Origin of the sequence: Sphingomicrobium sediminis, assembly GCF_023805295.1 — a bacterium.
Classification (GTDB): domain Bacteria; phylum Pseudomonadota; class Alphaproteobacteria; order Sphingomonadales; family Sphingomonadaceae; genus Sphingomicrobium; species Sphingomicrobium sediminis.
This window is the reverse complement of record NZ_JAMSHT010000001.1, coordinates 159,539-172,670: the sequence shown is the minus strand read 5'-3', so window position 1 is coordinate 172,670 and position 13,132 is coordinate 159,539. Positions and strand designations below refer to the sequence as shown.

The following is a 13,132-nucleotide window of genomic DNA, read 5'->3' as shown; positions in this document are numbered from 1 at the left end:
CCCATGACCAAGCCCTTCGAAGGAAAAACCGCGCTGGTAACCGGCGCGAGCCGCGGCATCGGTGCCGCCATTGCCGAAGCCATTGCCGCCAATGGCGCGCACGTCATTCTCGTCGCCCGCTCGGCCGACGATCTCGAAAAGGTCGAAGAACGCATTCACGAGGCCGGCGGCACCGCGACCATCGCCCCGATCGACCTGTTGGAAGATGGCGCCATCGGCAAGCTCGCCGCCGCGATTGCGGGTCGCTGGGACAGCCTCGAAATGCTTATCCTCAATGCCGCGACGCTCGGAACGCTAACCCCGGTCCAGGCCATTGACGGCAACGAGTTCATCCGCCTCATCAGCCTCAATGTCCTCGCCAACCAGGCATTGGTCGCCGGTTTCGATCCGCTGCTGCGCAAGGCCGACAAGGCCGACGTCGTTGGCGTCACCAGCTCGGTCGGCGCCGACCCGCGCGCCTTCTGGGGCGCCTACGGGGCCAGCAAGGCCGCGCTCGATACCTTGCTTTCTTCCTATGCCGAGGAAAACGAGAAACAGGGCAAGATCCGCGTCCACCTTCTCGATCCCGGCGCGACCCGCACGACGATGCGCGCAAGCGCCTTCCCGGGCGAAAATCCCGATGATCTGAAAGGCCCCGAAGTGGTCGCCGAGGAACTGGTGAAGCGGCTGCAGTCGGACGTCGAAACCGGCGGTCGCCTCCGCGTCGAGGGCTAGTCGCCCAAGGCCTCGCGCACGGCGCCGATGATCGCCGAGCGCTGGCCGCTGGTCGCGCCTTCCCAATTGCCGAGATAGGCAATGACGAGGTCGTCGGCCGGGTCGATATAGATGCCCTGCCCGAAAATCCCGATCGCGCCGAAGGCGTCGCCGGGATAGGTCCACCAGAAATATCCGTAGCCATAACCATTGCCGAAATTCACGGCCGGTGCGGTCGCATTGGCGAGGAAGTCCGGGTCGACGACGCTGCCGCCACTGCCGTCGGGCGCGCCTTCGAGGATCCACTGGCCGATCCGCGCATAGTCGCCCAGCCGCATCGAGATGCAGCAGCCCCCGACATTGCCGCCTGTCGTATCGACCTGCCAGAAGAGCTCACCTTCAAGGCCCGCAGGCCAGACGAGTTTCTCGCCCGCATAGGCCGTCAGGCTCTTGCCGACCGCTCGCTCGACCAATGTCCCGACGAGGTTGGTCTCGGCGGTATTGTAATTGAAGACCGACCCCGGTTCGGCAGCGCGCTCCAGCTTGCGCAGGTAATCGATATTGGGATCGACGCCGGGCTGGTAAGGCTGGCTGTAGAGCATCGCGATATCGCTGGTCGGGCTCGCATAATTTTCGTCCCAGGCGACACCCGAGCGCATCGTCATCAACTGCTCGACGGTCACGCCGTCATAGGCGGAGCCGGAAAGCTCGGGGATGAAGTCGGTGACCGGCGCCTCCAGCGATGGAATGGCGCCATCCTTGAGGGCAGCGCCTGCCAAAACCGCAGTCAGGCTCTTGGCTACCGAAAAACTGACCCAGCGATCCGTCGCCGTCAGGCCTTCGCCATATCCCTCGAATCGCACCTCTCCGTCCTGCAGCACCATCAGGCCGACAAGATCATTGTCGATCATCGCTTCAGCGATCTGATCCGCGCCCGGGATCGGCGTTCCAGCCGGCAATTCTCGTGGCGATACCGGAGCCGCCGTGCGCCCCGGAAACTGCGTTTCCATCACGCGAAACCGCTCGGCCCGCAGCGGCTGCGGCCAGAACAGGACCTGTGCGCCCTTGGAAAGAAGCGCACCGCGCTCTTCCTCGCTCAGCATGCCGATAGGATCGACTTCGACGACGGGCGCTGGCGCAGTCGCGACGGGCTCGGTGGCTTGGCAGGCACCGAGCATCAGGGCGAAGGGGATCAGGAAACGCATGGGACCATCCTTGGCAGGGGCATCAAGACGCGACCCTGCCGCCAATTTTTGCAAACTACTAGCCCTTCATCGCGCGATAGGCCTCCAGCGCCCGTTCGCGCGCGGCCTTATGCTCGATGATCTTCTCCGGATAGTCGTCCGGGCGCTTGTCCGCCGGCGGGTCGTGAATGTCCGCGTCCGACAGGTCGGCAAGTTCGGGCACCCATTGCCGTATATAGTCCGCCGCATCGAACTTTTCCGACTGCGAGAGGGGCGCCATGATGCGGACGAACATGTTGCTGTCCACGCCCGTCCCGGCGACCCATTGCCAGTTGGTCCCGTTCGACCCGTAATCGGCATCGACCAACGTGTCCCAAAACCATTGCTCGCCCTCGCGCCAGTCGATCAACAAATGCTTGATGAGGAAACTGGCGACGATCATGCGTACGCGATTGTGGACCCACCCGATCGCCCAAAGCTGGCGCATACCCGCATCGACTATGGGATAGCCCGTCTTGCCCTTCTTCCATGCGTCAAACTCGTCGCGTACGGTCGATGAGCGGAAGTCGCGCCATTCGAACTTGTCCCAGCCGTCGCGATAGGGCTTGTCGGCATAATCGGGGAATTGGTCGATGACGTTCTGGCCATAGTCGCGCCAGCCCAGTTCCGACAGGAAAGTCCCAACGCTACCACCCGAATCCTTGACGCGGTTGTAGACGCGCGCCGGCGAAATCTCGCCCCAATGAAGGTGCGGGCTGAGCTTCGATGTGCCTTCGACCGACGGGCAATTGCGCTGGCCTTCATAATGCGAGGCATCGTCCTGGAAGGCTTCGAGCCGTTTGACCGCGCCCGCCTCTCCTGGCTCCCACTCCTCTTCCATCGCGCCAGCCCAATTAGGGTTGGTCGGCAGCAAATCCCACTCGTCCAGCTTCTCGCTTTCGGGCCAGTTGTCCGGCGCATCGAGCGATGAGGGTCGCGGCGAAATCTCGCTCGGCGGCATGCGCTCCTTGAGGGCTTTCCAGAAGGGCGTGAAGATCTTGTAGGGATCGCCCGATCCCGTCGTCACCGCGCCGGGCGGTTCCAAATAGTTGCCGTCATGTAGGCAAATCTCGACCTGGTCGGCGATGCGGTCCTCGGCCTCTTTCCACCACGGCTCGTAATGATGCACGCCATGCACCCGCGTGGCGCCCAATTCCTCGCACAATTGCGGAATGACATGGTCGACACGCCCCTGCCGCAGGATCAGCTTAGATCCCTTCTCCTCAAGGTCGGCGGCCAGGCTTTCGAGGCTACGATGCAGCCACCAGCGCGACGCGCCGCCAAGCTTGCGGTCCCCAGGCGTTTCATCGTCGAGGACGAACACGGGCACGACCGTCCCCTCGCGCGCGGCCGCACGAAAGGCCGGCTGGTCGGTCAGCCTGAGATCACGCCGCAACCAGACGATGCTCGTCGCATCACCGCTCATTCGGCAGGCCCCAGATCGACGGTGAAGGCGTTCGAAACGCCCTCGTCCATGAAGCGCTGGTCCTTGAGCAAGACGCGCCCGTCTTTCTCGACCACCACCGGCATGCGCGACCAGAAGAGATAGGCCTCGACATCATCGCGATCGCGCGCTGCCGCCAGCGCAGGATGGTCGAAGCTGATCGGCTCCGGCCGCCCGGTCAGCAGTGCGCCGTCGGGGAAGCCATATTCGCCCGACCCGTAGAGATAGCCGCCCCGCCAATAGATTTCGCGGCGCCAGAATTCGAAGGGCACAGGCGCGGCCACCACGCGCTCGGGAATGATCCGATACTGCTTGCCGACAATCTCGCGGCTCTGCGTTTCCGCCTGCCCGGTCAGCCAGCCATTGCCGACGATGTAAGCGGAAATGAGGATGAAGGAGAGCGCCGCGGGAAAGCCGAAACGCCGCCCGCCCCTTTTCTCGATCCCGCGCGAGAAATGGATCCCGCCGAGCAAAGCCAGCCACACCCAGATATCGATGATGAACAGGGTATCGCCCGCATACCATTCGTCGCTGAACGGCTCGAGGAAACGGATGCCGTAAACATTGAGCCAGTCTAGCGCGGGATGCGACAGGCAGCCGATGAAGGCGCAGGCCAGAATCCAGCCTGGCTTCACCGTCTCCTTGGCAGGTCGCCATTTGTCGTAGAGCAGCACCAGCCCGGTCAGGATGATCGGCAATACGACCATTGCGATCGGGCCATGGGTGATCCCGCGGCGATGGGCGAGATGCTCGTTCCCCCCGAGGATCAGAGTCAGCGCATCGATATCGGGCAGGTTGGCGGCGATGATCAGCGTCGGCATCGCGCGCGCCGTCAGCCGCTTCAATCCCATCTGTCCGAGAAGTGCCCCCGCAAGGCTGTGCGTGATATTATCCATTGCGGGGACGAACCATCCTATTCGACCCGCGGTTCCTTGGTGACCTGCCAGGTCTGCCCCTGTTCGAGCAGCGCCTGCAGGTCCGGGGTCTTGCCTTCAGACACAATACGGTTCTGTTCGATCACCGCCGTCTCGAAGGTCGGGGCCGGGTCTTCGTAGAGCACGCCAAGCGCCACCGGCATGATGTCGGCAGGCATTTCGGCGAGCAGCAGGGCGATCGCACGATTCTTCGGATCGTGCACCAGCACCTCGTCGCTATCCCCCGCGACGACCTTCAGCGTCTTGCTGTCGGTATCGAACGCGACGCCCTTCTCGCCCTTGGCGAAGAGCATTTTCTCGCCGGCTTCGAGCCAAAGCTGCTTCTCGTCGGCAACCGTGCGGTCGGTGAACGGGGCAAAGACGTCATCGTTATAAACGATGCAATTCTGGTAGATCTCGACGAACGCCGCGCCCTTGTGGCCGTGGGCGGCCTTGAGGACTTCGGGCAGCTTTTTGTTCACATCGATGCCGCGCGCCACGAAGCGCGCACCGGCGCCCAGCGCAAAGCTGGCTGGCAAGGCGGGCCGGTCGACCGACCCGAAGGGCGTCGATGGGCTGCGCGTGCCGACGCGGCTGGTCGGCGAATATTGGCCTTTGGTGAGGCCATAGATCTCGTTGTTGAACAGCATGATCTGGCAATCGAGGTTGCGGCGCAGCAGGTGCATCGTGTGATTGCCGCCGATGGAGAGCGCATCGCCATCGCCTGTGATGATCCAGACGTCGAGTTCGGGATTGGCCAGCTTCACGCCCGTCGCCACCGCGCAGGCGCGGCCATGGATCGTGTGGAAGCCGTAGCTCGCCATATAATAGGGAAAGCGGCTCGAGCAGCCGATGCCCGAAATGAACACCGTATTCTCGAGCCGGTCGGCGAGGTCCGGCATGGTCCGCTGCACGGCCTTGAGGACGGCATAATCGCCACAACCCGGGCACCAGCGCACTTCCTGGTCGCTGGCCCAATCCTTGGCGGTGAGTTTGACTTGTTCGTTCATGTGCCTGTCCTAAAACCAGCCATTCAATTTGCCGACGAGATAAATGACCACCGCCGAAATGAGCAGCAGCGGCCAAGGGTTCATCGGCTTGGGTTGTTGATCGTCGCTCATGCCAGCGCCTCCGCGATCGCCGCTTCGATCTCCGCAATCTTGAAGGGCTGGCCGGCAATCTTGTTGAGCGGCTTCGCATCGACAAGGAACTGGTCGCGCAGCATCGTCTTCAACTGGCCTGCATTCATCTCCGGCACGATGATCTTTTCATAGCCCTTGAGCAGCTCGCCGAGATTTCTCGGGAAAGGCGCGATGTGGCGCAGGTGGATATGGGCAACATCCATGCCCTTGGCCCGCGAACGACGTACCGCCTGGTGGATCGGCCCGAAGGTCGAGCCCCAGCCGACCATTGCCAGCCTGCCCGACGTCTCGCCGAGGCAGACGTCCTGGTCGGGAATGGTGTCGGCGACATTGCGCACCTTGGCGAAACGCTCTTCGGTCATCTGCGCATGGGCCTGCGGCGTATAGCTGATGTCACCCGTTTCCGGCGCCTTCTCGATCCCGCCGATGCGATGTTCGAGGCCCGGCGTGCCCGGCTTGATCCAGGGGCGGCCGCCCTTGTCGTTGCGTTCATAAGGCTTCACGTCCGACCCGGCTTCGGCAAACTTGACCGGGAACGGATCGAAGCTGCCCATATCCGGCACCTTCCAAGGCTCAGCCGCATTGGCGATATAGCCGTCGGTCAGCAGCATGACCGGGGTCATATATTCGACCGCGATCCGCACCGCCTCGATCGCGCATTCGAACGCGTCGGCAGGCGAGCGCGCGGCGATGACGGGCAGCGGCGTGTCGCCATTGCGACCATAGACAGCCTGGTAGAGATCCGACTGCTCGGTCTTGGTCGGCAGGCCCGTCGAGGGGCCGCCACGCTGCGAATTGACGATAACCAGCGGCAGCTCGGTCATCACCGCAAGGCCGATCGCCTCGGTCTTGAGGGCGATGCCCGGACCCGAGGAAGAGGTAACCCCGAGGCTGCCGGCATAGCTCGCCCCGATCGCGGCGCAGATGGCAGCAATCTCGTCTTCCGCCTGGAAGGTCGTAATGCCGTAATGCTTGAGACGCGACAAATGGTGGAGGATCGCGCTCGCCGGCGTAATCGGATAGCCACCGAAGAACATCGGCAGACCGGCCAGCTGCGCGCCTGCGACCAGCCCGGTCGACAGGCTCTCGGCACCAGTCACGGTGCGATAGAGGCCCGGTTCAGCAACAGCCTTGTCGACATGGCGCTGACGCACCTGCCCGCCAATCTCCGCCGTCTCGCCATAGGCATGGCCGGCATTCAGCGCCGCGATATTGGCCTCGGCAATTTCGGGCTTCTTGGCGAACTTGGTGTTGAGCCAGTCGACCACCGGCTTGCGGGGACGATCGAACATCCACAGCGCAAGGCCGAGCGTCCACATATTCTTGGAGCGCAGCGCTTCCTTGTTCGACAGGCCGAATTCCTTGACGGCTTCCAGCGTCAGCGCGCTGATATCGAACGCCATCACGCGATATTTGGCGAGACTGTCATTCTCCAGCGGGTTTTCCTCATACCCGGCCTTGTCGAGGTTACGCTTGCTAAAGGCCCCGGTGTCGGCGATCACCAGCCCGCCTTCCTGCAGATCGCCGACATTGGTCATCAGCGCCGCCGGGTTCATCGCGACGAGGACATCGGGCGCATCGCCCGCCGTCTCGATCGCGGCCGAACCGAAATTGATCTGGAAGGCGCTCACGCCGAACGTCGTGCCTTGCGGCGCACGAATCTCGGCCGGGAAATCCGGGAAGGTGGCAAGGTCGTTGCCGGCCAAGGCCGTGGCCAGCGTGAACTGACCCCCGGTCAGCTGCATCCCGTCACCGGAATCCCCGGCAAACCGCACCACGATGGCATCGGCACCGGCGTTCAATTTGGGATCGTCTTCGGCCAACTTCCTGGTCCTTACCTTCATTGTCTTTGCGACGTCATTGACTGTAGGGCGTCGCCTTAATTCGCGAAAGGGCGCTTATCCAGCCCCTTTACGCGCGCCGACTATGCCTGCACAAAACCCTCGAACGGGGGCACCATGATCTACAAGCGATTTGTCGCCAATCTGAGGGCGCAGAACTGGTTCGCGATTTCGGTCGAACTGGTGATCGTTGTCGTAGGTGTTTTCCTCGGCACGATGGTCGCGAACTGGAACGAGGAACAGGGAAAGAAGAGGGAGACCGCGCGGCTCTTGCAGCAGCTTCGCCCCGAACTCGAAGACCTCCTGGTCGGCTACCAGTCGATCATCGACTATTACGCCATCACACGTGCCTATGGCGATACTGCATTCGCCGCTTGGCGTGGCGAAGGCGACTATAACGATACCGAATTTGTCATCGCGGCCTTCATGGCCAGCCAGCACACCTATGTAGGCTATGACGCGAACGCGTGGTCGACGATTTTCGGCAACGAGCAGCTTCGCCGCGTCGAAAATCCGGAGCTGCGCGCATACCTGATCGTTATCATGTCCACCAAGAATGTGTCGGAGCAGGAGCTTTTCACCGACTACCGACAGAATGTTCGGCGGATCATTCCCGAAGACTTGCAAGACATGATTACCCAAGAATGCGGCGACCGGCGGATGGATAGTGCGCAAGGCTGGGTCACGATAAGCGAAGAATGCACACTAGACCTTCCCGATGACAAAACGAGGCGGGCCGCCCGGAGACTAAAGGAAAATCCGGTTCTGGCAGACGAAATGCGTTGGCACTTCGCCGCCATTGCTGCCTATCAATCGGATCTGGTCCTTTATCAACGTAACGCTCGCCGCGTGGTAGATCTGTTGAAAACGGAACTCGAATAATCGGTTTCGTCCTTTCGGGCAGCGCCCTATCAAGAGTTCATGAACGACGACAAATATCGCTTTGGCGCAGGCATCATGCTCCTCAATCAGGCGGGCCATGCCTGGGCGGGACGCCGCCTCGATAATCGCGCCGAGGCCTGGCAGATGCCGCAGGGCGGCGTCGATCCGGGCGAGGATAGCTGGCAGGGCGCGCTGCGCGAGCTGGAGGAGGAAACCGGCATCGTCCCCGACCTCGTCGAACGCGTCGGCGGCAGCCCGCGTCTAGATCTGCGCTACGAGCTACCGGACGATCTGCGCGGCAAGCTCTGGGGCGGCCGCTGGATCGGCCAGCGCCAGCATTGGTATCTGCTACGCTTCCACGGCTCGGACAGCGACGTGAACATCGAGACCGAGCATCCCGAATTCTCGCACTGGCAATGGACCGATCCCTTGCGCCTTCCCGAGCTCATCGTCCCGTTCAAGCGCGACATGTACCGATCGATCCTCGACGGGTTTGCCGACTGGCTCGGACCACGCTAGGAGGCCATCCCATGGGGGAGCTGACCACAGAAGAATCCGCACTCGTCGAGGCCGCCAAAGCGGGCCACGACCAGGCATTCGCGCGCACCCAAGATTGGGCCGCGATCAATTCTGGCAGTCGCAATCTCGACGGGCTGGCGTCGGTCGCTGGCAAGCTGGCCGACGCCTTTTCCGCGCTCCCCGGCGAGCTGGCGCTTGCCGAACCCGCGCCGGTCACCGCGATCGACGATGGCGGCAAGGAAGTGGAAGTGCCGCATGGCGAGCATCTCCATCTCACCGTCCGTCCCGATGCACCGCTGCAGCTGCTCTTCACCGGCCACATGGATACGGTCTTCGGCATCGACCACCCGTTCCAAGATCTGAAATGGCTCGATGATGGCAAGGTCCTGAATGGCCCCGGCATTACCGACATGAAAGGCGGCATCGCCGTCATGCTCGCCGCATTGGAAGCCATCGAGGCCAGCCCGCTGCGCGACAAGCTCGGCTATGAAGTCGTGATCAATTCGGACGAGGAGATCGGCTCGCCTTCATCCCAGCCGCTTCTAGTAAAATCGGCCGCAGGCAAGCGGGCCGCCTTCACCTACGAGCCCTCGGCCCTTCCCGACGGGACGCTCGCCGGCGCACGTTCGGGCAGCGGCAATTATTCGATCACGCTCCACGGAAAGTCGGCCCATGCCGGCCGCAATCCGCGCGACGGGCGCAACGCCCTCGTTGCGGCCGCCGACCTGGCGCTCCGTCTCAAGGCCGAGATGGACGACACGATGAGCGTCAATCCCGCCAAGATTGACGGCGGCGGCCCCAACAATGTCGTCCCCGACCTTGCGATCTTGCGCATCAACTTCCGCGTCGTCACGACCGAGGACCAGTCCCGCGCCGAACGGCTCGTCGCCGACACTGTCGCATCGGTCTGCGCCAAGCATGACGTCCACGCCCACGTCCATGGCGGCTTCGCCCGCCCGCCCAAGCCGATGACGCCGAAGATGCAGACCCTGTTCGAGCTGGTGCAGGCCGCCGGCCGCGACCTCGGGCAGGAAATCGGTTGGAAGGCCACAGGCGGCGTGTGCGACGGCAACAATATCGCTGCCACCGGCGTGCCCGTCGTCGACACGATGGGCGTACGCGGCGGTGCCATCCATTCCTCCGACGAATTTCTGATCGTCGACTCGATCGGCGAACGCGCCGCACTGTCGGCGCTCACCATCAAGAGACTGATCGACCAATGACCTATGTATTGCGTGCCGCCAGCATCGACGATCTCGATGCCCTTTACGACCTGTCGAAACTGACCGGCGGCGGCTTCACCAACCTGCCCGCCGACCGCAAGGTGCTCGGCGAACGGCTCGAACGATCCGATGCCAGCTTCGCCCGCGAAGGCGAAGTGCCCGACGATGATCTCTACATCTTCATGCTCGAAGATACCGAGACCGGCGCCATTCGCGGCACCTGCCAGATTTTCGGCCGCGTCGGTTCGACCCAGCCCTTCTACAGCTACCGCCTGTCCACGACGACGCAGCATAGCGCCGAGCTCGACCAGACCTTCCGCAACCAGCTGCTGTCGCTCTGCAACGACCTCGAAGGCTCGAGCGAGGTGGGCGGTCTGTTCCTCCATCCCGCGGCCCGCGCCGGCGGCCTTGGCCTCCTCTTGGCCCGCGCTCGCTATCTCTTCATCAAGCAGCATCGCCCCCGCTTCGGGGACAAGCTGCTCGCCGAGCTGCGCGGCGTGATCGACGAGGGCGGTCATTCGCATTTCTGGGACGCCATTGCCGGCCGTTTCTTCGGCATGACCTTCCCCGAAGCCGACGCCTTCAACGCCGTCCACGGCACGCAGTTCATCGCCGACCTGATGCCCAAGACGCCGATCTACGTCAGCCTGCTCCCCGAGGCCGCGCGCGCCGTCATCGGCCAGCCTCACCCTTCGGGCCGCGCCGCCATGCGCATGCTCGAAAATGAGGGGCTCAAATACGACCATTATCTCGACATTTTCGATGGCGGGCCCACAGTCGTCGGCGACACGGACGATGTGCGTACGGTCAAGGAAAGCGACTGGTACCAGCTTGACGGCACTCTCGGCGATGCCAAAGGCGAAAAAATGATTGTCGCCACCGGTCGTCTCAAGGATTTCCGCGCCTGCCACGCCATGGCCGAGATCGACGGCGACCAAATCTACATGGACGAGGCCAGCATCGCCGCGCTCGATGTCGAAAATGGCGACCGCGTACTCGCCATCGGACGCCGCCTGTGAGCGGGGGCGCGATCCGCGAGATCAATTTCGACGGCCTGATCGGGCCGAGCCACAATTATGCGGGCCTCAGTCTCGGCAACCTGGCCTCGACCCGCAATGCCGGCGACGTCTCGCAGCCGCGCGCCGCAGCGTTGCAGGGCATCGAGAAGATGCGCGCCAACCTGCGGCTGGGACTGGTGCAAGGCGTCTTCATGCCGCTCCCCCGCCCCAATCATGGATGGCTTGCACGCCTCGGTGCCGACATTAGCGAGACCAGCCATGCGCTCGCCGCCAATGCGATGAGCGCCAGCGCGATGTGGGCCGCCAATGCAGCGACGGTCAGCCCTGCGCCCGACACGGCGGACGGGCGCTGCCACCTCACCGTCGCCAATCTCAAGACCATGCCGCATCGCAGCCATGAATGGCCCGACACGCTCAAGCAATTGCGCGTCGCTTTCGGCAACGAGGCCGCCTTTGCCGTCCACGATCCCGTCCCGCCCGCCTTCGGCGACGAAGGCGCCGCCAACTTCATGCGCCTCTCGACCGGTCATGGCGACCCCGGCCTCGAGCTCTTCGTCTACGGCATCTCGGGCGGCCCCTTCCCGGCCCGCCAGCATATCGAGGCCAGCCAGGCCATCGCCCGCCTCCACCGGCTCGATGCCGACCGCACCCTTTTCATCCAGCAGTCCGAAGAAGCGATCGCTGCCGGCGCCTTCCACAATGACGTCGTCGCCGTCGCCAACGAGCGCGTCCTCTTCGCCCACGAACTCGCTTTTGCTGACCAAGCTGCGACGGTCGAACGGATCGGCGAGAAGTTCGACGATCTCCAATATGTCGAAGTCGGCGCCGACGAAGTCCCGCTGGCCGATGCCATCTCCAGCTATCTCTTCAACGCGCAGCTAGTCACGCTCCCCGACGGCAAACAGACCCTCATCGTTCCCGGCGAGTGCCGCGAGACGCCGACCGTCTGGGCCTGGCTCGAACGTCACCTTGCCGGCAACGGCCCGATCCAGCGCGTCGAAGTGGTCGATGTGCGCCAGTCCATGGCCAATGGCGGCGGCCCGGCCTGCCTGCGTCTGCGTGTCGCCTGCGATCCCGCCGACGTCGATCCGCGCTTCCTCGCCAACGAGGACAAGCTCGACGCCATGGCCGCCTGCGTCGAACGCACCTGGCCCGAGACCATCGATGCGCGCGAGCTGACCAGCGCCACCTTGCTCAAGGTGGTCGCCGATGCACGTGATGCGATGCTCGATGTCATGGATCTCGCCGAATTGCGCGAGCCCGCAAAAGTGTCGGATTAATAAACAGGTAACCATCCCGCTTAAGACCTTTTTGGCGGAACTTGGCGAATGGCACGCCGTTTGCTTAACTGTTCATGATGCTAAAACGAGTCGTCCGCCTATTCACTATCAAGACGCGCTTCGAAGCGTATCTGGTGATTTTTGCCATCGCCATGGGGGCAGTGACGCGGGGCATCGCCTATCTCGGCCAATATCCCGGCACGCTCGGCGTCGCGCTCTGCGCGGGCTGCCTCGGCGTCGTCTTCGTGGCCGGTGCCAAGTTGCTCGATGCGGTCCGTCCCGCTGAGCCGGCCATCGTCCAGGGACCCTACCAGGCCCCGACACGGCATCTGCGCAGCGCCTCGTTGCGCCGCCGCCATCGTCGCCGTTCGAGCGACCGTCGCCGCGTTGCGACCTTGAATGAGCACAGCGCCCGTCGCGGCTGATTTCATTCGATTTTCATGACAGCCGCGTGAAATGTCGGACAAACGACATAACCTATGTTGGCATCCCAGATTCCTGCCTTGCAATTTACCGTCACTTTACCATTCTCCTGCATCGTCAGGTTAGGAACCGAATCGGAGCAGGATCACAGACACGCTAATTTCCGGGGGATGGAATGCAGATTGAATCGAACGTTCGCTTTTACCAACGCCGCGCTGCTCAGGAGCGCATGCTTGCCATTAGGTCGGTGACCAAGGCAGCCCGCGAACGTCACGAGATGCTTGCCGATACCTTCGCCCAGCGTGCCGCTCAGTTCGAGACCGTGACCGCCTAAGCGACCAACCCGACATTCGAGACAAAGAAAAAGGCCGCGCGCTCCGTTGGGAGCATCGCGGCCTTCTCTTTAAGATGGCGCGCCCGGAAGGATTCGAACCTCCGACCACCTGATTCGTAGTCAGGTACTCTATCCAGCTGAGCTACGGGCGCTTGGGTTGAGGGGGTCACTAGGGGGGTTGGCGCACCCTTTCAA

At 63.0% G+C, this 13,132-nt stretch carries 12 protein-coding genes and 1 tRNA gene; 7 read left to right on the top strand and 6 right to left on the bottom strand.

Features of this window, described 5'->3' with window-relative positions:
• Positions 1-3: 3 nt before the first annotated feature.
• Positions 4-714: an SDR family NAD(P)-dependent oxidoreductase gene (locus NDO55_RS00805; RefSeq protein ID WP_252111485.1), complete on the top strand. Its 711-nt coding sequence runs from the start codon at positions 4-6 to the stop codon at positions 712-714.
• On the opposite strand, the gene NDO55_RS00800 is transcribed toward NDO55_RS00805, so the two are convergent.
• From NDO55_RS00800 to NDO55_RS00780, 5 genes are all read right to left on the bottom strand, one after another.
• Positions 711-1,898 (bottom strand): serine hydrolase domain-containing protein, encoded by a 1,188-nt coding sequence (locus NDO55_RS00800; RefSeq protein ID WP_252111483.1) that lies wholly within the window; start codon positions 1,896-1,898, stop codon positions 711-713. The two genes, NDO55_RS00805 and NDO55_RS00800, sit on opposite strands and share 4 nt — an antisense overlap.
• 58 nt (positions 1,899-1,956) lie before the next feature.
• On the bottom strand, positions 1,957-3,342 hold the full coding sequence (locus NDO55_RS00795) for a cryptochrome/photolyase family protein (RefSeq protein ID WP_252111481.1): 1,386 nt from the start codon (positions 3,340-3,342) through the stop codon (positions 1,957-1,959).
• Positions 3,339-4,256 (bottom strand): metal-dependent hydrolase, encoded by a 918-nt coding sequence (locus NDO55_RS00790; protein WP_252111478.1) that lies wholly within the window; start codon positions 4,254-4,256, stop codon positions 3,339-3,341. The genes NDO55_RS00795 and NDO55_RS00790 overlap by 4 nt, the downstream gene beginning before the upstream one ends.
• A 17-nt stretch (positions 4,257-4,273) precedes the next feature.
• A complete protein-coding gene (locus NDO55_RS00785; RefSeq protein WP_252111475.1) occupies positions 4,274-5,284 on the bottom strand; it encodes a 2-oxoacid:ferredoxin oxidoreductase subunit beta in 1,011 nt (336 codons plus the stop codon).
• Positions 5,285-5,391: 107 nt separating this feature from the next.
• Positions 5,392-7,239 carry a 2-oxoacid:acceptor oxidoreductase subunit alpha gene (locus NDO55_RS00780; RefSeq protein ID WP_252111473.1) on the bottom strand — a complete coding sequence of 616 codons (1,848 nt, stop codon included), beginning with the start codon at positions 7,237-7,239 and terminating at the stop codon, positions 5,392-5,394.
• A 135-nt stretch (positions 7,240-7,374) separates the two neighbouring features.
• Here NDO55_RS00780 and NDO55_RS00775 point away from each other — a divergent pair, with 135 nt between their 5' ends.
• The 6 genes from NDO55_RS00775 to NDO55_RS12035 all read left to right on the top strand — a co-directional run bounded on the left by NDO55_RS00775 (position 7,375) and on the right by NDO55_RS12035 (position 12,605).
• The gene (locus NDO55_RS00775) at positions 7,375-8,139 is read left to right on the top strand and encodes a hypothetical protein (RefSeq protein ID WP_252111471.1); all 765 of its coding nucleotides are present in this window, start codon (positions 7,375-7,377) and stop codon (positions 8,137-8,139) included.
• Between the two features lie 39 nt (positions 8,140-8,178).
• Positions 8,179-8,658 (top strand): RNA pyrophosphohydrolase, encoded by a 480-nt coding sequence (locus tag NDO55_RS00770; RefSeq protein ID WP_252111470.1) that lies wholly within the window; start codon positions 8,179-8,181, stop codon positions 8,656-8,658.
• Between the two features lie 11 nt (positions 8,659-8,669).
• Positions 8,670-9,881 (top strand): hydrolase, encoded by a 1,212-nt coding sequence (locus NDO55_RS00765; RefSeq protein ID WP_252111468.1) that lies wholly within the window; start codon positions 8,670-8,672, stop codon positions 9,879-9,881.
• Positions 9,878-10,900, top strand: a complete 1,023-nt coding sequence (locus NDO55_RS00760; protein WP_252111466.1) for an arginine N-succinyltransferase — start codon at positions 9,878-9,880, stop codon at positions 10,898-10,900. Before NDO55_RS00765 ends, NDO55_RS00760 begins: the two co-directional genes overlap by 4 nt.
• Positions 10,897-12,180, top strand: a complete 1,284-nt coding sequence (locus tag NDO55_RS00755) for an N-succinylarginine dihydrolase (protein ID WP_252111464.1) — start codon at positions 10,897-10,899, stop codon at positions 12,178-12,180. Before NDO55_RS00760 ends, NDO55_RS00755 begins: the two co-directional genes overlap by 4 nt.
• A 74-nt stretch (positions 12,181-12,254) precedes the next feature.
• Positions 12,255-12,605: a hypothetical protein gene (locus tag NDO55_RS12035; protein WP_341869956.1), complete on the top strand. Its 351-nt coding sequence runs from the start codon at positions 12,255-12,257 to the stop codon at positions 12,603-12,605.
• A 407-nt stretch (positions 12,606-13,012) separates the two neighbouring features.
• On the opposite strand, the gene NDO55_RS00745 is transcribed toward NDO55_RS12035, so the two are convergent.
• Positions 13,013-13,089 (bottom strand) — tRNA-Arg (locus NDO55_RS00745).
• Positions 13,090-13,132 lie beyond the last annotated feature (43 nt).